A 20,959-nucleotide genomic window follows, 5' to 3' on the forward strand; every position below is an offset into this window, starting at 1 on the left:
AAGATTACGGGCTGATGTGTACGTCAGCTATTGCTGGTCCGATTCTGCCAGGTCATCTTGGTCCTGGCCCAGGAGCGATAATTCCAACAATGCGTATCGGTGCTCAACAAAGTTATGAACGTTGTTAGCCACCGCCAGTTTGAACAATGCCGTAGCGTTATCCAAATCCCCCAGACTTAGGTAGTACTTACCTAAATAGAAGTTGGTTTCACTGAGATGCTCAGCGAGCGAGGTGTTATCCGTTGCGTCCGCCTTTAGGCGTTCCATCAGCGTTGCTTCGCTAATGTTGCCCAGGTAGAACTCGACAATGTTCCATCCCCATTGCTCTTTATCCGATTTCTCAAAGCGTTGCTTTAACGCTTCTTTAGCCTGCTTCTCATCGAGCTTCTGCTCGGCGAGATAAAGCCACAGACTACGGAAAGGATCATTGGGATCGTCTTGATAAAACGCTAGCAGATCATCTTGCGCTAACTTGTCGCGACCGCCGTAATACAATGCGATACCGCGATTTAAGTGCGCGTAGTTGTAAGTTGGATCAAGCTCAAGTACAGAATCAAACGCTTCATAGGCAGCATCAAAATTGCCTGCCTGCGTTAAATATATACCTAAGTAATTGAATACTTCAGGCATATCTGGTCGGATTGCCAGCGCTTGTGAAAAATCATTTCGCGCCAGTGCCCTCAGACCGAGACTATCATACAACACTCCGCGCTCATATAAAAGCTGTGCGCGTTCGTCATCGGTTAAAGCCCGACTGGCAAGAATTTGTTCCATACGTGCCAGAATCACTTCCTGCTGCAAAGTCGGTTGCAATGGTACTGCGAGGACTTCACTCTTACGCCAGGCGGAATTACTGCATCCAGCCAGCGTGAGTGCTGTCGCAACGAAACACCAGCGCAAAAAAGGCTTCATTTCCCACTCCCGAAGACAACGATTGAATGAACGTCCAGGTTCCCCGGTTGCTAACAAGGCGTCCTGCCGGGTTAAAAGCCCTCCGCTTTCACGGAGGGCAATGGCAACCTTACTCGCCCTGGCTTGCCGGAGCTTCCGGTTCGCCTGCAGGCTGAGACTGCTCAGTTGCTTCTTTAATGCTCAGACGTACACGGCCCTGGCGATCTACTTCCAGAACTTTGACCGGTACTTCCTGGCCCATCTGCAGGTAATCGGTCACTTTCTCAACGCGTTTGTCAGCGATCTGAGAGATGTGTACCAGACCTTCTTTACCGCCACCAATGGCAACGAATGCGCCAAAGTCAACGATACGGGTCACTTTACCATTGTAGATACGGCCTACTTCGATCTCTGCGGTGATCTCTTCGATACGACGGATAGCATATTTCGCTTTCTCGCCGTCGGTCGCAGCAATCTTCACAGTACCATCATCTTCAATTTCAATGGTGGTGCCGGTTTCTTCGGTCAGAGCACGGATAACAGAACCGCCTTTACCGATAACGTCTTTGATCTTGTCCGGGCTGATCTTGATGGTGTGGATACGCGGAGCGAACTGAGAAATATCACCACGCGGTGCGTTGATCGCTTGTTCCATCACACCCAGGATGTGCAGACGCGCACCTTTAGCCTGGTTCAGAGCAACCTGCATGATCTCTTTGGTGATACCTTCAATTTTGATATCCATCTGCAGTGCAGAGATACCGTCGCGGGAACCCGCCACTTTGAAGTCCATATCGCCCAGGTGGTCTTCGTCGCCCAGGATGTCAGACAGAACAACAAAGTTGTCGCCTTCTTTCACCAGACCCATCGCGATACCCGCAACGGCAGCTTTGATCGGCACGCCTGCGTCCATCAGCGCCAGAGAAGCACCACATACGGAAGCCATGGAAGAAGAACCGTTAGATTCGGTGATTTCAGAAACCACACGTACGGTGTACGGGAATTTATCCAGTTCCGGCATCACTGCCAGTACGCCACGCTTCGCCAGACGACCGTGACCAATCTCACGACGCTTCGGAGAACCGACCATACCGGTTTCACCTACGCAGTACGGAGGGAAGTTGTAGTGGAACAGGAAGTTGTCAGTACGCTCGCCCATCAGCTCGTCAAGGTTCTGCGCATCACGAGTGGTGCCCAGGGTCGCAGTAACCAGCGCCTGAGTTTCACCACGGGTGAACAGTGCGGAACCGTGGGTACGCGGCAGAACGCCAGTACGCACGTCCAGACCACGGATCATGTCTTTTTCACGACCATCGATGCGCGGCTCGCCTGCCAGTACGCGGCTGCGAACAACATTTTTCTCGATAGCGTGCAGGATTTCACCCAGTTCGTTAGCGTCCAGGGTTTCGTCTTCAGCCACCAGAGTTGCGATGGTTTCAGATTTGATCACGTCAACCTGAGCGTAACGCTCTTGTTTGTCGGTGATACGGTAAGCATCGCTCAGACGAGCTTCTGCCAGTGCGGCAACGCGTGCGTTCAGCGCTTCGTTGACGGCTTCTGGCTGCCAGTCCCAACGCGGTTTGCCAGCTTCTTTCGCCAGCTCGTTGATAGCCTGAATAACAACCTGCTGCTGTTCGTGGCCGAATACTACAGCGCCCAGCATCTGGTCTTCGCTCAGCAGTTCAGCTTCGGATTCAACCATCAGTACGGCAGCTTCAGTACCAGCAACAACCAGGTCCAGCTTGCTTTCTTTCAGTTCGTCCTGAGTCGGGTTCAGTACGTACTGGTCATTGATGTAACCAACACGTGCAGCACCGATCGGGCCGTTGAACGGGATACCAGACAGAGTCAGCGCAGCAGATGCACCAATCATTGCCACGATATCCGGGTTAACCTGCGGGTTAACGGAAACAACGGTCGCGATAACCTGAACTTCGTTAACGAAGCCTTCCGGGAACAGCGGGCGAACCGGGCGGTCAATCAGACGCGCGATCAGAGTTTCGCCTTCACTCGGACGGCCTTCACGACGGAAGAAGCTACCCGGGATACGGCCAGCAGCGTAGGTACGCTCCTGATAGTTAACGGTCAGTGGGAAAAAGTCCTGGCCTGGTTTCGCTTTTTTCTGGCCAACAACGGTAACGAATACCGCAGTGTCATCCATGCTAACCATAACAGCGGCAGTCGCCTGACGCGCCATCATGCCGGTTTCCAGCGTAACGGTATGCTGACCGTACTGGAATTTACGAACGATCGGATTAAGCAAATTAATATCCTTTCTCTATTTTTTGACGACACATTTTTGCGCCATCGTTAATACCCGATCTTCTGCGCATCCTCGCGACTAATGACAACCCTAACCCATAAGCATGAGTAAAGCCTCTCATTAGCCGCGCGAACCTCTGCAACGGAAGATCATTCATAGCAACAATACATTAGTTTCCAGCGAATTGCTGCCATCTGCTGGAAAAAAGGGGCCATGAAGGCCCCCTCTTTCTGAAACTCGAAAGAATTAGCGACGCAGACCCAGACGCTCGATCAGCGCGGTGTAACGTGCAACATCTTTACGTTTCAGGTAGTCGAGCAGTTTACGACGCTGAGAAACCATGCGCAGCAGACCACGACGGCTGTGGTGATCTTTTTTGTGCTCTGCAAAGTGGCCCTGCAGGTGGTTAATCTGTGCAGTCAACAGAGCAACCTGAACATCGGTAGAACCGGTGTCGTTTGCATCACGACCAAACTCAGAAACGATTTTAGCGGTAGCTTCAGTACTTAGAGACATTTTAAAACTCCAAAGTGTTAAGAATGAAAGGATGCCGATCTCTAATTCAGCTATCCCAGTGTATACACGCCTTCTTCAAACTGACCCTGCGCTGGCTGTGTCCGCTCACCTCGGTCACTTACCTGAGTAAGCTCCTGAGGATCCTCAGACCTGCCGCCTTGATGCAGCTCGAATGATTTTGTGTACACGTCACGCAGATTGTTAAACAATTTACGCGACGTTAAGCGGCAGTATTCTACTCGCAGCGCCCTTTTATCGCAAGACAGAGAGCGCTATGCAGGATACTCAACCACCAGGCGACGAGGGGCGACACGACCTTCATCGTCCATCTCCCCCATGCCGATAAACTTGCCGTCATCGCCTTCCGTCACGCGCACCAGCCCTTCAAGCGGCGCACCTGACGTCCGTACCGGGTTACCATTTTTAAAGTAAACCGAGGATGTTAAAGGCAAATTAACAACAGGGTAGTCCGATGCAGGACTGTCCATTGGCATCAGCAAAGGATCAAGCAGCTGCGCCGCCGGAATGTTCTGCTGTTCGGCCTGTTCAACCAGCGCATGCAGATGTTCCAGCGTAACCATACGATCCACCGGATACTTGCTGACCGTCAGACGACGCAGATACGTTACGTGCGCGCCGCAGCCCAGCTTCTCACCGAGATCGTCAACGATGGTGCGAATATAAGTGCCTTTGGAGCAGTGAACTTCCAGCTCCAGCTCGTTACCTTCGTGGCGAATAAACAGCAGCTCATAGACGGTAATCGGGCGCGCTTCACGCGGCACTTCAATGCCCTGACGCGCATATTCGTACAGCTTTTTACCCTGGTACTTCAGTGCCGAATACATTGACGGAATCTGCTCGATATCGCCGCGGAAAGTCTCCAGCGCGCTCGCAAGCTGCTCTGCGCTGAAGGTTACCGGACGCTCCTGCACGATTTGCCCATCGGCATCGGAGGTGTCGGTACGCTGGCCCAGACGGGCAACCACACGATAGCGTTTGTCAGAATCCAGCAAATACTGGGAAAACTTAGTCGCTTCACCGAGGCAGATAGGCAGCATGCCTGTTGCCAGCGGATCCAGCGCGCCGGTATGTCCCGCGCGGTTGGCATTGTAGATGCGCTTTACTTTTTGCAGTACGTCATTGCTGGACATGCCCTGCGGCTTATCCAGCAGCAGAACACCGTGAATGTCGCGACCACGACGACGAGGACGACTCATCAGTCCTCCTTGCTGTCGTCCGCTGGGTTCACACGACGCTCATCGTCATGTTTCACCACGCTGGTCACCAGGTTGGACATGCGCATCCCTTCAACTAACGAATTGTCGTAGAAAAAGGTCAGCTCAGGCACGATACGCAGACGCATTGCTTTACCCAGCAGAGAGCGGATAAAACCAGAGGCTTCCTGCAGTGCCTTAATGCCGTTTTTCACGGCAGCTTCGTCCTGATCGTTAAGGAAAGTCACGAACACTTTAGCGTATGCCAGGTCACGGGACATCTCAACACCCGATACGGTGGTCATCATACCAACACGCGGGTCTTTGATTTCGCGCTGCAGGATGAGTGCGATTTCTTTCTGCATCTCCTGCGCGACACGTTGTGGGCGACCAAATTCTTTCGCCATAATAAATTCTCCAGAATAAAGACAAAAAAGGGGCCATAAGCCCCTTTTTAAATTTCTTGCCGGGTGGCGCTTCGCTTCCCCAGCCTACACTTAATCATCTTCTAAGGATTTTGGGTTGCAGCAAGGCGGCAAACTCGTTAATCCCCGGGAGCATAGATAACTATGTGACCGGGGTGAGCGAGCGCAGCCAACGCAGTTGCGGCCCAAAAGACGACGAAGATTATGCGATGGTACGTTTGATCTCGATAATCTCGAACACTTCAATCATATCGCCAACGCGAACGTCGTTGTAGTTCTTAACGCCGATACCACATTCCATGCCGTTACGGACTTCGTTGACGTCATCCTTGAAGCGGCGCAGGGATTCCAGCTCGCCTTCATAGATAACCACGTTGTCGCGCAGTACGCGGATTGGGTTGTGACGTTTAATCGCGCCTTCGGTAACCATACAGCCTGCGATAGCGCCGAATTTCGGTGATTTGAACACATCACGAACTTCAGCCAGACCAATGATCTGCTGTTTCAGTTCCGGAGACAGCATGCCGCTCATCGCTGCTTTCACTTCGTCGATCAGATGATAGATGACGGAGTAGTAACGCAGATCCAGGCTTTCTGATTCGATAACTTTACGTGCAGAGGCATCAGCACGGACGTTGAAGCCAACCAGAATCGCGTTGGATGCCGCAGCCAGGGTCGCGTCGGTTTCGGTGATACCACCTACGCCAGAACCGATAATCTTCACTTTTACTTCGTCGGTAGACAGTTTCAGTAAAGAGTCGGAAATCGCTTCTACAGAACCCTGAACATCGGCCTTCAGAACGATGTTCACTTCGTGAACTTCGCCTTCGGTCATGTTGGCGAACATGTTCTCCAGTTTAGATTTCTGCTGACGAGCCAGTTTAACTTCACGGAATTTGCCCTGACGGTACAGTGCAACTTCACGGGCTTTCTTCTCGTCACGAACAACGGTAACTTCGTCACCCGCAGCCGGAACACCGGACAGACCCAGGATTTCCACCGGAATGGACGGACCCGCTTCCAGTACTTCCTGACCCAGTTCGTTACGCATCGCGCGAACGCGGCCGTATTCGAAACCACACAGTACGATGTCGCCTTTGTTCAGCGTACCTTCACGTACCAGCACGGTAGCAACCGGACCACGACCTTTATCCAGGAAGGATTCGATAACCGCACCGCTCGCCATACCTTTACGCACAGCTTTCAGTTCCAGTACTTCGGCCTGCAACAGGATAGCATCCAGCAGTTCGTCGATACCGGTACCCGCTTTCGCAGAAACGTGGACGAACTGGCTCTCGCCGCCCCAATCTTCCGGCATGATGCCGTACTGGGACAGTTCGTTTTTAACGCGATCTGGATCCGCTTCTGGTTTATCGATTTTGTTGACTGCAACCACTACCGGCACACCTGCCGCTTTCGCGTGCTGGATAGCTTCGATAGTCTGCGGCATCACGCCGTCATCTGCTGCAACAACCAGAACAACGATATCCGTTGCCTGAGCACCACGAGCACGCATGGAGGTAAACGCGGCGTGACCCGGGGTATCCAGGAAGGTGATCATACCGTTGTCAGTTTCAACATGGTACGCACCGATGTGCTGAGTAATGCCGCCCGCTTCGCCAGAGGCAACTTTCGTGGAGCGAATGTAGTCCAGCAGAGACGTTTTACCGTGGTCAACGTGACCCATGATGGTCACTACCGGTGCGCGCGGTTCTGCCGCAGCGCCGGTGTCACGGTCGCTCATTACTGCTTCTTCCAGCTCGTTTTCACGACGCAGGATAACTTTGTGGCCCATCTCTTCGGCAACCAGCTGTGCGGTTTCCTGGTCGATGACCTGGTTAATGGTCGCCATTGCGCCCAGCTTCATCATCGCTTTGATGACCTGGGAACCTTTGACTGCCATCTTGTTCGCCAGATCGCCAACGGTGATGGTTTCGCCGATCACAACGTCACGGTTAACGGCCTGAGCCGGCTTCTGGAAGCCCTGCTGCAGAGCGGAACCTTTACGCTGCTTACCGCCTTTACCGCCGCGAACCGCTGCACGCGCTTCTTCACGGTCAGCTTTAGATTCAGCGTGTTTGTTACCTTTCTTCGCCGGACGCGCTGCTTTCGTGCTGCGAGTACGACCACGACCGCCTTCTACTTCACGATCGTTCTCGTCTTCTGCCTGGCGAGCATGCTGAGAGGTGGTGACGTGATAATCGCTGGTATCTTCAACAGGTTCAGCGTTATTCACACCATTCTTCTCGTTTTCTTCCGCCATACGGCGAGCTTCTTCCGCTACGCGGCGCGCTTCTTCTTCAAGCTTGCGACGTGCTTCTTCTTCCGCTTTACGCTTCAGTTCTGCGGCTTCATTTTCACGGCGGGCTTTTTCGGCCTGGGCGGTTTTAGTCATATCGTCGGTCTGTTGATTGCTCACTTTGTCTTTTTCCGCAGCTTCACGTTTCGCTTTATCAGCGGCTTCACGCTTAGCTTGTTCTGCGGCCTCACGTTCGGCTTTTTGTTGCGCCTCGCGTTTGGCAGCTTCTTCTGCCTCACGACGGGCTTGCTCTTCCGCTTCACGCTGCGCCTGCTCTTCCGCGGCAAGGCGTTCAGCCTCTTGCGGATCGCGTTTCACAAAGGTGCGTGTCTTGCGGACTTCGATTTGTACCGATTTGCTTTTTCCACCGGTACCTGGAATATTGAGAGTACTGCGCGTTTTGCGCTGCAATGTCAACTTATCGGGCGCTGAGCCGTTTTCACGGTTCAGATGCGCCAGTAAGGTTTGTTTCTCTTGTGTGGACACAGAGTCGTCAGCAGACTTCGGGATACCTGCATCAGCAAATTGCTGTACCAGGCGATCCACGGAGGTCTGTATCTCTGCAGCCAGCGTTTTTACGGTTACATCTGTCATACTGTTCCTTCCTGCTACAGTTTATTACGCTTCGTCGCCGAACCAGCAAATATTACGGGCAGCCATAATCAGCTCACCGGCTTTTTCGTCGGTCAACCCTTCGATATCAGCCAGATCATCAATGCCCTGTTCAGCGAGATCTTCCAGCGTACAAACACCACGGGCAGCCAGTTTGAAGGCCATCTCACGATCCAATCCTTCCAGATTCAGCAGATCGTCAGCCGGTTTGTTATCACCGAGACTTTCTTCCTGGGCCAGTGCCAGAGTGGTCAGTGCGTTTTTAGCACGCTCGCGCAGCGCTTCAACGGTCTGTTCATCCAGGCCGTCAATTTCCAGCAGCTCTTTCATTGGCACGTAGGCCAGTTCTTCCAGCGTCGCAAAACCTTCTTCCACCAGAACTGTCGCGAAATCTTCATCGATATCGAGATATTTGGTGAAGGTATCAATGGCTGCATGTGCTTCAGCCTGATGCTTCGCCTGCAGGTCATCAACGGTCATCACGTTGAGTTCCCAACCGCTCAGTTGTGAAGCCAGGCGGACGTTCTGACCATTACGTCCAATCGCCTGAGCCAGGTTACCGGCTTCAACCGCGATATCCATGGTGTGTTTGTCTTCATCCACCACGATAGAAGCGACGTCTGCTGGCGCCATTGCGTTAATCACGAACTGCGCCGGATTATCATCCCACAGGACGATATCGATACGCTCGCCGCCCAGCTCGGTAGAAACCGCCTGAACGCGCGCACCGCGCATACCCACACAGGCGCCGACCGGATCAATACGCTTGTCGTTGGTCTTAACGGCGATTTTCGCACGTGAACCTGGATCGCGAGCAGCCGCTTTAATTTCGATCACTTCTTCGCCAATTTCCGGCACTTCAATGCGGAACAGCTCTATCAGCATTTCCGGTTTGGAACGGGTTACGAACAGCTGGGCACCGCGCGCTTCCGGGCGTACAGAGTAAAGAACGCCACGGATACGGTCACCTGGGCGGAAGTTTTCACGCGGCAGCATGTCTTCACGCAGGATCACGGCTTCAGCATTGCTGCCCAAATCCAGAGAAATATTGTCGCGGTTAACTTTCTTCACCACACCGGTGACGATTTCGCCTTCGTGTTCGCGGAACTGATCGACAACCATTGCGCGTTCGGCTTCACGTACTTTCTGTACGATAACCTGTTTCGCGGTCTGGGTGGTGATACGGTCAAAGGTGACAGATTCAATCTGATCTTCAACATATTCGCCCACGTTCAGGCTTTCGTCTTCGAAGCGTGCCGCTTCCAGCGTAATTTCTTTGGTCGGCTGAGTAACTTCTTCTACGATTACCCAACGACGGAAGGTATCGAAATCACCGCTTTTACGATCGATTTCTACGCGAACGTCGATCTCTTGCTCATATTTTTTCTTTGTTGCTGTAGCCAGCGCACTTTCCAGCGCTTCAAAAATTTTCTCGCGTGGCAGCGCTTTTTCGTTGGATACGGCTTCAACAACAGCCAAAATTTCTTTGTTCATCGCGGGCTTTTCACCTCAATCCAGACTGTTAAAAGTGGGGAACCAGGTTCGCCTTCTGGATATTACTCAGCGCGAACACTTCATCTTTACCTTCGACTGTGACCGTGATCATCTCACCATCCACCGCTTTGATAACGCCCTGCCATTTACGACGGTTTTGTACCGCCATACGAAGAACCAGCGTCACTTCTTCACCCAGGAAACGCACGTAGTGTTCAGCTGTGAACAGAGGACGGTCGAGACCCGGAGAGGAGACTTCCAGGTTGTAGGCAACGGTGATTGGGTCTTCGACATCCATCACGGCGCTTACCTGATGGCTCACATCAGCACAATCATCAACATTGATGCCATCTTCACTATCAATATAGATGCGCAGTGTGGATGTGCGACCACGAATAAATTCGATGCCGACCAACTCGTAGCCCAGGGCTTCAACTGGCGCTGTAATCATCTCTGTTAATTTTTGCTCTAATGTGGACAAGCCCACCCCCAAGACATAAAAAAAGGGCCTAAAGCCCAGTTATTCTGTAGTCAGATAACAAAAAACCCCGATAAATCGGGGCTTTATATAACTGAACCCTATAACCGCACCTGCGGTTCGGAAAACCTTCCGAAAGAATTTTTTTCAAATCCAGCTACGAAGGCCTAAGTCTTCACAGTATATTTGAAAAAGAACTCTAAGGGAAAGTGGTTGCGGGGGCCGGATTTGAACCGACGACCTTCGGGTTATGAGCCCGACGAGCTACCAGGCTGCTCCACCCCGCGCCTGAAACGTGGCAAATTTTACTCGTTTTGGGTAAAAAATGCAAATACTGCTGGGATTTGGTACCGAGGACGGGACGTAAAATCTGCGCACAGTATATTGATTCACTATGCGGTATGTCAACCTTGTTACGACTATGCAAATCAATGAATGCTGCCCAGCGAATATTCGACCAGATAAATGTGTCACCCGCGCCGTTATTTAACGAAATTATCACTAAACTCTTCCTGTCATCCAGAAAAGATGATTAAATGAAAACTCACTTATTTTGCATAAAAATGCAATTAGTATAATAAGCCGACCTCTTCACCAGTCTATCAAGCAGGGTTTTATTTTATGACGACGATTCTCAAGCATCTCCCGGTAGGTCAACGTATTGGTATCGCTTTTTCCGGCGGCCTGGACACCAGTGCAGCACTGCTGTGGATGCGACAAAAAGGGGCTGTCCCATATGCATATACTGCGAATTTGGGCCAGCCGGATGAGGATGACTATGACGCCATTCCTCGCCGTGCAATGGAATATGGTGCTGAGAATGCTCGCCTGGTAGATTGCCGTAAGCAGCTGGTTGCCGAAGGGATCGCTGCGATTCAGTGCGGTGCATTCCACAACACCACCGGCGGACTGACCTATTTCAATACCACTCCGCTGGGCCGTGCTGTCACCGGCACCATGCTGGTTGCGGCCATGAAAGAAGATGGCGTTAATATCTGGGGTGACGGTAGCACCTATAAAGGTAACGATATTGAACGCTTCTATCGTTACGGTCTGCTGACCAACGCCGAACTGCAGATTTACAAACCATGGCTGGATACCGATTTTATCGATGAACTCGGTGGTCGCCATGAGATGTCCGAATTTATGATTGCCTGTGGTTTCGACTACAAGATGTCCGTTGAGAAAGCGTACTCAACGGACTCCAATATGCTCGGGGCGACCCACGAAGCAAAAGACCTCGAATTTCTGAACTCCAGCGTCAAAATCGTCAACCCGATTATGGGCGTGAAATTCTGGGATGAGAGCGTGAAGATCCCGGCAGAAGAAGTCACCGTGCGTTTTGAGCAGGGTCATCCGGTTGCGCTGAACGGTACAACCTTCAGCGACGACGTTGAGATGATGCTGGAAGCCAACCGCATCGGCGGTCGTCACGGTCTGGGTATGAGCGATCAGATTGAAAACCGTATCATTGAAGCGAAAAGCCGGGGCATCTACGAAGCTCCGGGGATGGCATTGCTGCACATTGCCTATGAGCGTCTGCTGACCGGGATTCACAACGAAGACACCATCGAGCAGTATCACGCGCACGGCCGCCAGCTTGGTCGTCTGTTGTATCAGGGCCGCTGGTTTGACTCTCAGGCGCTGATGCTGCGTGACGGTCTGCAGCGTTGGGTTGCCAGCCAGATTACGGGTGAAGTGACGCTGGAACTGCGTCGCGGTAATGATTACTCAATCCTCAACACCGAGTCTGACAATCTGACTTACAAACCAGAACGTCTGACGATGGAAAAAGGCGACTCAGTATTCTCTCCGGATGATCGTATCGGTCAGTTGACCATGCGTAATCTGGATATCACTGATACCCGCGAGAAGCTGTTCGGTTATGCGCAGTCTGGCCTGCTGACCGCCTCTTCCACAACCGGCCTGCCGCAGGTTGAGAATCTGGAAAACAAGGCGAAGTAAATATTTATCATCTTAAGGCCGCAAAAGCGGCCTTTTTTATGCGCAGAAAATAGGGATGTTCTGCGACCCTGAGGCCTGATAAGCCAAGCATCATCAGGTATTGTAATAGTCGGACGGCGTCCTAAATATCTTATCCGACCTACAGAACTACCACAAATGACAGACGAAAAAAAAGACGCTTTGCAGCGTCTTTTTTTTGGAATTTGGTACCGAGGATGGGACTCGAACCCACAAGCCCGTTAGGGCACTACCACCTCAAGGTAGCGTGTCTACCAATTCCACCACCTCGGTACAGAATACTTAGCGTGGGATATCGCTGGTCGGCTGAGCCGGAGCAGCTGGCTGAGTTTGCTCGGTTTTCGCCGGTGCACTCAGATTTTCCCACTCACTTCCTTTATTGGTCTTATTGCTGTTCATGTTACCCAGCACCAGACTGATGATGAAGAACAAGGTTCCCAATACAGCTGTCATGCGGGTCATGAAGTTACCAGAACCACTTGAACCAAACAGAGTACCAGAAGCGCCTGCGCCAAAAGAGGCTCCCATATCAGCGCCTTTGCCTTGCTGCAGCATGATCAAGCCTACCAGGCCAATTGCCACAATAAGGAAAACTACTAAAAGAGCTTCGTGCATAATCAACCTGTTCCTTGCGGAGTTGCCGCGTACAATGCTTCGACCATTAAAGCGGGAATGTTTACTGTTTCCCACTGAAGCGGGTGTGAATACTAACCAAAGCGAATAACCTTCGCAAGGGCAATTTGTTGGCATTGTATCAACTGCGGAAAAAATCGCCATATCAATCAAAAACGCAGCAACTTCTCCCAGCATCTCTGCATGACGGCGCGTTGATCGTCAAGATTCGCCCATACCACAACGGGGATTTCACAAATCAGGTCAGCGTTTTCTGGCCAGCAGTGAATAATTTGCTGGTTCACCAACTCTTCCGCCACCATCGATTCGGGTAACCATGCCATTCCCATATGCCGCAGCACCATTTCTCGTATCGTTTCGCTTAAACCACTCTCAAACACTTTTTTCAGACGTGGGCGGACGCGTTGTTCAACTGGCTCAATAATGCGTCTGACAAAGGTGTAGTCGCTATAGCATAGCCATGGGATCGGCACATGCGGATCGTTAAGCGCATTAGCCAACTGCGCAGAAATAACCGGTATAAATCGCTCATACCGCCATAGTGAACGTTTTAACCCTCCGGCAATCTCCAGCCCCGGCTGCGAAGACGGTAAATCGTAGGTCACCAGAAGATCGATTTGCCGATCTATCAAGGCGTTAAAGTGGTTGTCTATCCCCTGAATACTGGCATTAACCGTAAAATTTAACTGCGGTTCACTCTGTCGCAGATAGTTGATCATATCCGGCAGGATATTCACCGACAGCGTATGCAGGCTAACCATCACCAGCGTATTGTCCGTTGCTGGCGTCATCGCCGATAGCTCGTGGCGCGCCTCTGTTAGTGTACTGAGGACGTGCCGGGCATAGGGTTCAAAGCGTTCACCATAGCGTGTCAGCGTAACGGGGGTCGTGGTCCGGTCAAACAACGGCACCCCTAACACCTCTTCCAGCGCCTTTATACGCCGACTGAGTGCGGGTTGAGTAATATGCCGCTGCGCCGCGGCCTGAGAGTAGTTTCCATGCTGACTCAATGCCAGAAAATCTTCCAGCCACTTACAATCCACGTTGAACTCTCCACCATGCCATAACCGCATCCTCCAATACCAAATTGGTAATAGTCATAGTTATAGTAATGGCTTTATGGTGGGCATCATAACAACAATATTCCTTTTCACCTGCCGACTCTCACCCACGACGTTTGACAGGACCGATATGTTTACTTTATTGACCAATGCCCGTGTTTTTTCTCCCGAGGATTTAGGCCTCTGCTCCCTGCTCATTCATGCCGACCGAATTGTGGCGGTAGAAAAAGATATTTCCCTGTTTGATGGCGTCGACGAGGTCATTGATTGTCATGGCAAATGGGTTATCCCAGGCATAATCGATCAACATGTCCATCTTACCGGTGGCGGTGGCGAGGCTGGATTTGCCAGCCGAACGCCAGCCGTCAAGCTACGCGATCTGATTCAGGCAGGTATTACCACGGTTGTCGGCGTGTTAGGTACCGATGCCATTTCTCGTTCGCCCAAAGACCTCTACGCCAAAATGCAGTCTCTCAACCTTGAGGGATTACGCGCATTTATGCATACGGGAGCCTACGCGGTACCCAGCCCAACCATTACGCGATCCATCCGCGATGACATGACCTTTATTCCAGCGATACTTGGCGTCAAAATCGCCCTCGCCGATCACCGTGGTTCTTACCCCTCTTTCCAGGAATTGCTGAGAATAGTAAGCGATATCCGCGTGGCTTCCCTGCTGGCAGGCAAAAAAGGGTTACTGCATGTACATCTGGGGAATCTGCCTGAAGGGATGTCACAACTTATTGAGCTGTGTGATGCAGGCATTCCGATTCACCACATTTCACCGACCCATGTTGCGAGAACAGCGCCCTTGTTCGAACAGGCGATTGCGTTCGCTCATCGTGGCGGCCATATCGACGTTACGTCTGGCGGTAGTCGCTTTATGCCTCAGGAGCAGGCAATCCTCCACGCTCTGGAAGCCCAGGTTCCAGCCGATCGCATCACGATCAGCTCTGATGGTAATGGCAGCGTTCCGCGCTTTAACGCCCAGGGTATTGTGGAAGGCTTAAGCGCGGCACCGGTCGCAGGTAACCTTAATCTTCTTCCTCGTCTGATTGATGTGGGGATCCCAGTGCCACAAGCGATCGCGATGTTGACGGCAAACGTTGCGCGCTCGCTGGGTATTTCCGGCGGCGTGCTCTGCGCCGGTGAACGTGCCGATATCTGTGTACTCAATGATGACCTCTCGCTGGCCCATCTGTTCGCTGCGGGTAAGCCGTTGCTGCGGGATGGCGAGTGCCTGGTTACTGGCAACTTCGAGTAAGGGGGCAAGAATGTCATTATTACTGGCGCTAATTGCCATCATTTTTGCCGGACGTCTGATCCTCAAAAAATATCACCCCCAGTCAGTGTTGCTGTTGACCGGGATTGTGCTGCTGCTTATCGCGCATTTTAGCGGGATGACCACGCTCAGTAGCCTGGTGAAAAAAAGCACCGGATTCGGCCCCTTTGATGCCTTTGAGTTTATTCGCGATACCCTGAGCGTGCGCCTCGGCGGCCTTGGGCTGCAAATTATGCTGATTGGTGGTTTCGCTACATATATGTCGGCCATTGGCGCAAGCCAGGTGCTGGTTCGGGTGACATCTCGCCCTTTGCAACGCCTGAACTCACCGTATCTGCTATTGGGGCTGGCGCTGTTGCTGGGTCAATTCCTGTCGCTGTTTATCAGCAGCGCCACCGGGCTGGGTCTGCTGTTGATGGCGACGCTCTACCCGCTGCTGACCCGTCTTGGCTGTAGCCGCGCTGCCGTTGCCGCCGTTATCGCCAGTACCTGTGCGGTTGAATTTGGTCCCGGTTCCGGCAACTCGGTTCTCGCCGCCAAAACCGCAGGCATCGAGGTGGTGAACTATTTCGTGCAGGATCAGTTGCCGATCGTCGTCCCCGTTATTCTGTTCATCGCCCTGCTACATATTGTTGCGCAACGCTTTTTCGACCATCGGGAAAGCGGTGACGGTGTGGCTCAGCAGATGCAGACATTAACGTCGACCGATGAAACTGAAGCACCGATCGCCTGGCTTTTTCTGCCCATGCTGCCGCTGGTGTTGATGCTGGTGTGCAGTGATTTAGTATTCAGTTCGCTCAAAATTACGCTGGATACCGCCGTACTGATAAGCCTCGCCATTACCCTGGTTTGTGAGTATTGCCGTCATCGTAAGGCGCGCGAGGTGATGGCAGGCGTACAAAAAGTCTTCGACAGCATGGGCAGCGTTTTTGCAACCGTCGTCACGCTGATTATCGCCGGTGAAGTCTTTTCAGCCGGACTGAAAGCCATTGGCGCCGTCGATGCGCTGCTGTCGCTTTCCGGTGAATTTGGCCTCAGCGCCGCCTCTATTATCCTGCTGATGACCCTTATCACCTTTGCAATTTCAGCGCTAATGGGCTCAGGAAATGCCGCGTTTTTCTCCTTCGCCCCGATGGTACCGGACATCAGCCGTCATATCGGTAGCGACATCGCAGTCATGATGTTGCCTATCCAGATATCGGCGGGTATTGGTCGTACGTTATCCCCCATTGCCGGCGTCATCATTGCTATCGCGGGAATTGCAGGCGTCTCGCCTGTGGATATTGTTAAACGCACCGCGATTCCGATGCTGGGCGGTTGGTTACTGATGATTGTGCTGACCTTTGCCCGGTCAGGACATTTGCTGGCGGTTCTGCCGTGGCTGGCAGTCCTTGTAATATTAATGATCGGTGGTTACTTCTGGCAGCGCCGACATAAACAGTCGCTTCCCGTACAGTAATAAAAAACCGGAGTCCCAGACTCCGGTTTTCACTGTCTTTAGTGATTACACCGCTTTGACGGCATCGGCAATACGGTGAGCGAATTCAGTCACCTGAGCTTCATCTTCACCTTCAACCATCACGCGAATTAACGGTTCTGTACCTGACTTACGCAGCAGAACACGTCCGCGATTGCCCAGTGCAGCTTCAACTTCAGCCATCACCGCTTTCACGTTTTCATGTTCCAGCGGATCGCCGCTACCTGCGGTGTAACGCACGTTAACCAGCAGTTGCGGGAACATTTTCATGCCGCTGCACAGGTCGTGCAAACTCATATGGTTGCGCACCATCGCCGCCAGTACCTGCAGGCCCGCCACGATACCGTCACCGGTGGTGGTTTTGTCCAGCAGGATCACATGGCCTGAGTTTTCAGCACCGATACGCCAGCCTTTTTCCTGCATTTTTTCCAGTACATAGCGGTCGCCGACTTTCGCACGGGCAAACGGAATACCCAACTGTTTCAGGGCCAGTTCGAGGCCCATATTGCTCATCAGCGTGCCTACCGCGCCACCGCGCAGTTGCCCCTGACGCAGGGCTTCACGGGCAATGATGTACATGATCTGATCGCCATCGACCTTATTGCCTTCGTGGTCAACCATAATGACGCGGTCGCCGTCACCATCCAGCGCAATACCCAGATCGGCTTTTTCCGCCATCACACGCGCCTGTAGGGCACGGACGTCGGTAGCGCCGACTTCTTCATTGATATTCACACCGTTTGGCTCACAGCCAATAGCAATCACGTTTGCGCCCAGCTCACGCAGTACACTTGGCGCAATATGGTACGTCGCACCATTAGCGCAATCCACCACGATTTTAAGCTCACTCAGGCTCAATTCATTCGGGAAGGTGCCTTTGCAAAACTCGATATAACGACCGGCAGCATCAACGATACGGGTAGCTTTACCCAGTTCAGCCGAGTCCACGCAGGTGATCGCTTTTTCCATTTCGGCTTCGATAGCTTCTTCAACCGCATCCGGCAGTTTAGTCCCATCGATGGAGAAGAATTTAATCCCGTTGTCATAGTACGGGTTGTGCGAAGCAGAGATAACAATCCCGGCTTCAGCACGGAAGGTGCGCGTCAGATATGCAACAGCAGGTGTTGGCATTGGGCCTGTGAAAGAAGCCGACAGTCCGGCGGCAGCCAGACCCGCTTCCAGTGCGGACTCCAGCATATAGCCAGAAATACGCGTATCTTTACCAATAATAATTTTACGTGAACCATGACGTGCCAGCACTTTTCCTGCAGCCCAACCCAGTTTGAGCACAAAGTCAGGGGTAATTGGGGCGTCGCCTACGCGACCACGGATCCCATCGGTGCCAAAATATTTACGATTACTCATAGCGTTTATTTTCCTTTGCAGACAATGTGGCTTCCACCACACGCATCGCTTCTACGGTTTCTTTGACGTCATGGACACGAACGATATGCGCCCCTTGCATTGCGGCAATGACCGCACACGCAAGGCTACCGCTCAGGCGTTCGGATGGCCCCACATTCAGCAACTGGCCAACCATTGATTTTCGTGACATCCCAGCCAGCAATGGCAGATTAAAATGATGAAACTCAGCCAAACGTGCCAGTAATGTATAGTTGTGAGTGAGATTTTTACCGAATCCGAACCCGGGGTCGAGCAACAATTTATCTTTTGTGATTCCAGCCCGCTCGCAGCGTGCTATTTGTTCAACAAAGTAACGATTTACATCAGCAAAAACATCCTCGTACTTTGGTGCTTCCTGCATGGTTTTCGGCTGACCCTGCATATGCATCAGACAAACAGGTAATCCGGTTTCTGCTGCGGCTTCCAGCGCCCCAGGCTCCGAGAGTGAGCGAATGTCATTAATGATATGTGCGCCGACTCTGGCGCACTCGCGAATCACTTCTGCTTTTGAAGTATCGACCGAAATCCACACTTCAAAACGTTGAGCAATCGCCTCCACCACCGGGATCACTCGCTGCAACTCTTCTTCCACGCTCACATCGGCCGCGCCTGGACGTGTGGATTCACCACCCACATCAATGATAGTCGCCCCGGCGTTAATCATCAGGTTTGCGTGTTTTACCGCCTCAACCAGAGAGTTGTGCGCACCACCATCGGAAAAGGAATCTGGCGTGACGTTCAAAATCCCCATGACGTGTGGATGGCTGAGATCCAGTGAAGACCCCTGAGCAAAGAGTTTCATAGTTTTATCCCTGATAACATCTTGAATATACAAATAAGAAAAACCCCGGGGCAAGCCCCAGGGTTTTAAATTAAAACACGGTCATCATCAACGATAACTTATTTGTCGCCCAGTTGCTCTGACATGGTGCCAGAGTCCGGCGCACGCGGTTCATCAACCGGACGCGGCGCACTTGGCTTGCCGGTGCTGCCAGAGTTGTTGTTAGAAGAACCCGGTTCTTCCCAACCCGCTGGCGGACGTACCTCGCGGCGAGCCATCAGATCATCAATCTGCGGCGCATCGATGGTCTCATATTTCATGAGCGCATCTTTCATCGAGTGCAGAATGTCCATGTTTTCGTTCAGCAGACGACGCGCACGGTCATAGTTACGCTCAATCAGCAGTTTAACTTCCTGATCGATAATACGAGCCGTTTCATCGGACATATGTTTAGCTTTCGCCACAGAACGTCCCAGGAACACTTCGCCTTCTTCTTCAGCGTACAGCAACGGACCGAGTTTCTCGGAGAAGCCCCACTGAGTAACCATGTTACGCGCCAGGTTAGTCGCGACTTTAATATCGTTCGACGCACCGGTAGAAACATGTTCAACACCGTAGATGATCTCTTCGGCCAGACGACCGCCGTACAGCGTGGAGATCTGACTTTCCAGTTTCTGGCGGCTGGCGCTGATTGCGTCGCCTTCAGGCAGGAAGAAAGTCACACCCAGCGCACGACCGCGCGGGATAATCGTCACTTTGTGCACCGGATCGTGTTCCGGTACCAGGCGACCGATAATCGCGTGGCCTGCTTCGTGATACGCGGTAGATTCTTTCTGCGCTTCCGTCATCACCATGGAGCGACGTTCCGCACCCATCATGATTTTGTCTTTCGCTTTCTCGAATTCAACCATCGATACAACACGCTTATTGCCACGAGCTGCAAACAGCGCCGCTTCGTTGACCAGGTTCGCGAGATCTGCACCGGAGAAGCCAGGCGTACCACGTGCAATGATTGCCGCATCGATATCCGGAGACAGCGGTACGCGACGCATATGCACTTTCAGGATCTGTTCACGACCGCGGACATCCGGCAGACCAACCACAACCTGACGGTCGAAACGGCCTGGACGCAGCAGCGCAGGGTCAAGAACGTCCGGACGGTTAGTTGCCGCGATAACGATAATGCCTTCGTTACCTTCGAAGCCGTCCATCTCAACCAGCATCTGGTTCAGTGTCTGCTCACGTTCATCGTGACCACCGCCCAGACCTGCACCACGCTGGCGGCCTACGGCGTCGATTTCATCGATGAAGATGATGCACGGTGCCGCTTTCTTGGCTTGTTCGAACATGTCACGCACACGAGATGCACCGACACCCACGAACATTTCCACGAAATCAGAACCGGAAATGGTGAAGAAAGGAACCTTCGCTTCACCTGCGATAGCTTTCGCCAGCAGGGTTTTACCCGTACCCGGAGGACCGACCATCAGGACGCCTTTCGGGATTTTACCGCCCAGCTTCTGGAAACGGCTCGGTTCGCGCAGATACTCAACCAGCTCAGCAACTTCTTCTTTTGCTTCGTCGCAACCAGCAACGTCCGCAAAAGTCGTTTTGATCTGATCTTCCGTCAGCATGCGCGCTTTGCTCTTACCGAACGACATGGCACCTTTGCCACCACCGCCCTGCATTTGACGCATGAAGAAGATCCAGACACCAATCAGCAGCAGCATTGGGAACCAGGAAATGAAGATAGAAGCCAGCAGGCTCGGCTCTTCAGGCGGTTCACCAACAACCTTGACGTTTTTGGTCAGCAGGTTATCAAGCAGCTTCGGATCGTTAACCGGAATGTAGGTCGTGTAACGGTTACTATCTTTCTTGGTAACGTTAATCTCACGTCCGTTGATCTTCGCTTCACGAACCTGGTCCTGATTGACCTCTTGCAGGAAGGTAGAGTAATCAACCTTACGGCCATTAGACTCGCTGGGCCCAAAGCTCTGGAATACTGACATCAGCACAACGGCAATGACCAGCCAGAGAATTAGGTTTTTCGCCATGTCACTCAAGGGATTAACCTCATATTACAACTGTGTTAAAAACAGCGTCAGGATACTCTATATCCAGTTTCTTTCAAACTTTCGTTTGAAAT

At 52.2% G+C, this 20,959-nt stretch carries 16 protein-coding genes and 2 tRNA genes; 3 read left to right on the forward strand and 15 right to left on the reverse strand.

Annotation, left to right across the window (positions count from 1 at the left end; translation table 11 throughout):
- Positions 1-27: 27 nt before the first annotated feature.
- The 9 genes from nlpI to OGV38_RS11395 form a co-directional block, all read right to left on the reverse strand.
- Positions 28-912 carry a lipoprotein NlpI gene (gene nlpI, locus OGV38_RS11355; protein WP_003024982.1) on the reverse strand — a complete coding sequence of 295 codons (885 nt, stop codon included), beginning with the start codon at positions 910-912 and terminating at the stop codon, positions 28-30.
- A gap of 109 nt (positions 913-1,021) precedes the next feature.
- Positions 1,022-3,154 carry a polyribonucleotide nucleotidyltransferase gene (gene pnp / locus OGV38_RS11360; protein ID WP_008785911.1) on the reverse strand — a complete coding sequence of 711 codons (2,133 nt, stop codon included), beginning with the start codon at positions 3,152-3,154 and terminating at the stop codon, positions 1,022-1,024.
- A 246-nt stretch (positions 3,155-3,400) separates the two neighbouring features.
- Positions 3,401-3,670 carry a 30S ribosomal protein S15 gene (gene rpsO, locus OGV38_RS11365; protein ID WP_000059465.1) on the reverse strand — a complete coding sequence of 90 codons (270 nt, stop codon included), beginning with the start codon at positions 3,668-3,670 and terminating at the stop codon, positions 3,401-3,403.
- Positions 3,671-3,942: 272 nt separating this feature from the next.
- The gene (truB, locus tag OGV38_RS11370; protein ID WP_016157566.1) at positions 3,943-4,887 is read right to left on the reverse strand and encodes a tRNA pseudouridine(55) synthase TruB; all 945 of its coding nucleotides are present in this window, start codon (positions 4,885-4,887) and stop codon (positions 3,943-3,945) included.
- Entirely contained in the window at positions 4,887-5,291 is a 405-nt protein-coding gene (rbfA, locus tag OGV38_RS11375) for a 30S ribosome-binding factor RbfA (protein WP_003024988.1), read from the reverse strand. Before rbfA ends, truB begins: the two co-directional genes overlap by 1 nt.
- Positions 5,292-5,511: 220 nt before the next feature.
- Complete coding sequence (gene infB / locus OGV38_RS11380; RefSeq protein ID WP_286473321.1) at positions 5,512-8,202, reverse strand: translation initiation factor IF-2; 2,691 nt, start codon at positions 8,200-8,202, stop codon at positions 5,512-5,514.
- Positions 8,203-8,226: 24 nt separating this feature from the next.
- A complete protein-coding gene (gene nusA, locus OGV38_RS11385; protein ID WP_003024992.1) occupies positions 8,227-9,714 on the reverse strand; it encodes a transcription termination factor NusA in 1,488 nt (495 codons plus the stop codon).
- Between the two features lie 28 nt (positions 9,715-9,742).
- The gene (gene rimP / locus OGV38_RS11390) at positions 9,743-10,195 is read right to left on the reverse strand and encodes a ribosome maturation factor RimP (protein ID WP_003024996.1); all 453 of its coding nucleotides are present in this window, start codon (positions 10,193-10,195) and stop codon (positions 9,743-9,745) included.
- 207 nt (positions 10,196-10,402) lie between these two features.
- Positions 10,403-10,479, reverse strand: a tRNA-Met gene (locus OGV38_RS11395).
- A 334-nt stretch (positions 10,480-10,813) separates the two neighbouring features.
- On the opposite strand from OGV38_RS11395, the gene argG reads away from it, so the two are divergent.
- Positions 10,814-12,157, forward strand: coding sequence for an argininosuccinate synthase (gene argG, locus OGV38_RS11400; protein WP_269519022.1), 1,344 nt, complete (start codon positions 10,814-10,816; stop codon positions 12,155-12,157).
- Positions 12,158-12,361: 204 nt separating this feature from the next.
- Here the strand turns inward: argG and OGV38_RS11405 are convergent.
- From OGV38_RS11405 to OGV38_RS11415, 3 genes are all read right to left on the reverse strand, one after another.
- Positions 12,362-12,448, reverse strand: a tRNA-Leu gene (locus OGV38_RS11405).
- Between the two features lie 9 nt (positions 12,449-12,457).
- A complete protein-coding gene (gene secG / locus OGV38_RS11410) occupies positions 12,458-12,790 on the reverse strand; it encodes a preprotein translocase subunit SecG (RefSeq protein ID WP_003025000.1) in 333 nt (110 codons plus the stop codon).
- 167 nt (positions 12,791-12,957) lie between these two features.
- Positions 12,958-13,851 (reverse strand): LysR family transcriptional regulator, encoded by an 894-nt coding sequence (locus OGV38_RS11415; protein WP_101700721.1) that lies wholly within the window; start codon positions 13,849-13,851, stop codon positions 12,958-12,960.
- 148 nt (positions 13,852-13,999) lie between these two features.
- Between OGV38_RS11415 and iadA the strand changes: the two genes are divergently transcribed.
- Positions 14,000-15,133: a beta-aspartyl-peptidase gene (iadA, locus tag OGV38_RS11420; protein WP_016154669.1), complete on the forward strand. Its 1,134-nt coding sequence runs from the start codon at positions 14,000-14,002 to the stop codon at positions 15,131-15,133.
- A 10-nt stretch (positions 15,134-15,143) separates the two neighbouring features.
- Positions 15,144-16,610, forward strand: a complete 1,467-nt coding sequence (gene dcuC / locus OGV38_RS11425) for a C4-dicarboxylate transporter DcuC (RefSeq protein ID WP_269519025.1) — start codon at positions 15,144-15,146, stop codon at positions 16,608-16,610.
- Between the two features lie 45 nt (positions 16,611-16,655).
- Here the strand turns inward: dcuC and glmM are convergent, their stop codons facing one another.
- From glmM to ftsH, 3 genes are all read right to left on the reverse strand, one after another.
- Positions 16,656-17,993 (reverse strand): phosphoglucosamine mutase, encoded by a 1,338-nt coding sequence (gene glmM / locus OGV38_RS11430; protein WP_047499736.1) that lies wholly within the window; start codon positions 17,991-17,993, stop codon positions 16,656-16,658.
- Positions 17,986-18,834: a dihydropteroate synthase gene (gene folP, locus OGV38_RS11435; protein ID WP_016157570.1), complete on the reverse strand. Its 849-nt coding sequence runs from the start codon at positions 18,832-18,834 to the stop codon at positions 17,986-17,988. Before folP ends, glmM begins: the two co-directional genes overlap by 8 nt.
- 98 nt (positions 18,835-18,932) lie before the next feature.
- The gene (gene ftsH / locus OGV38_RS11440; protein WP_019077783.1) at positions 18,933-20,867 is read right to left on the reverse strand and encodes an ATP-dependent zinc metalloprotease FtsH; all 1,935 of its coding nucleotides are present in this window, start codon (positions 20,865-20,867) and stop codon (positions 18,933-18,935) included.
- Between the last annotated feature and the right edge of the window lie 92 nt (positions 20,868-20,959).

Origin of the sequence: Citrobacter sp. Cb080, assembly GCF_030334745.1 — a bacterium.
Taxonomy (GTDB): Bacteria; Pseudomonadota; Gammaproteobacteria; order Enterobacterales; family Enterobacteriaceae; genus Citrobacter; species Citrobacter braakii.

Excerpts from the sequence above, each read along its gene's own strand:
- nusA (WP_003024992.1), bottom strand. The coding sequence starts at position 9,714 with ATGAACAAAGAAATTTTGGCTGTTGTTGAAGCCGTATCCAACGAAAAA.
- ftsH (WP_019077783.1), bottom strand. The coding sequence starts at position 20,867 with ATGGCGAAAAACCTAATTCTCTGGCTGGTCATTGCCGTTGTGCTGATG.
- secG (WP_003025000.1), bottom strand. The coding sequence starts at position 12,790 with ATGCACGAAGCTCTTTTAGTAGTTTTCCTTATTGTGGCAATTGGCCTG.
- rpsO (WP_000059465.1), bottom strand. The coding sequence starts at position 3,670 with ATGTCTCTAAGTACTGAAGCTACCGCTAAAATCGTTTCTGAGTTTGGT.
- argG (WP_269519022.1), top strand. The coding sequence starts at position 10,814 with ATGACGACGATTCTCAAGCATCTCCCGGTAGGTCAACGTATTGGTATC.
- infB (WP_286473321.1), bottom strand. The coding sequence starts at position 8,202 with ATGACAGATGTAACCGTAAAAACGCTGGCTGCAGAGATACAGACCTCC.
- truB (WP_016157566.1), bottom strand. The coding sequence starts at position 4,887 with ATGAGTCGTCCTCGTCGTCGTGGTCGCGACATTCACGGTGTTCTGCTG.
- dcuC (WP_269519025.1), top strand. The coding sequence starts at position 15,144 with ATGTCATTATTACTGGCGCTAATTGCCATCATTTTTGCCGGACGTCTG.
- iadA (WP_016154669.1), top strand. The coding sequence starts at position 14,000 with ATGTTTACTTTATTGACCAATGCCCGTGTTTTTTCTCCCGAGGATTTA.
- folP (WP_016157570.1), bottom strand. The coding sequence starts at position 18,834 with ATGAAACTCTTTGCTCAGGGGTCTTCACTGGATCTCAGCCATCCACAC.
- rbfA (WP_003024988.1), bottom strand. The coding sequence starts at position 5,291 with ATGGCGAAAGAATTTGGTCGCCCACAACGTGTCGCGCAGGAGATGCAG.
- nlpI (WP_003024982.1), bottom strand. The coding sequence starts at position 912 with ATGAAGCCTTTTTTGCGCTGGTGTTTCGTTGCGACAGCACTCACGCTG.
- glmM (WP_047499736.1), bottom strand. The coding sequence starts at position 17,993 with ATGAGTAATCGTAAATATTTTGGCACCGATGGGATCCGTGGTCGCGTA.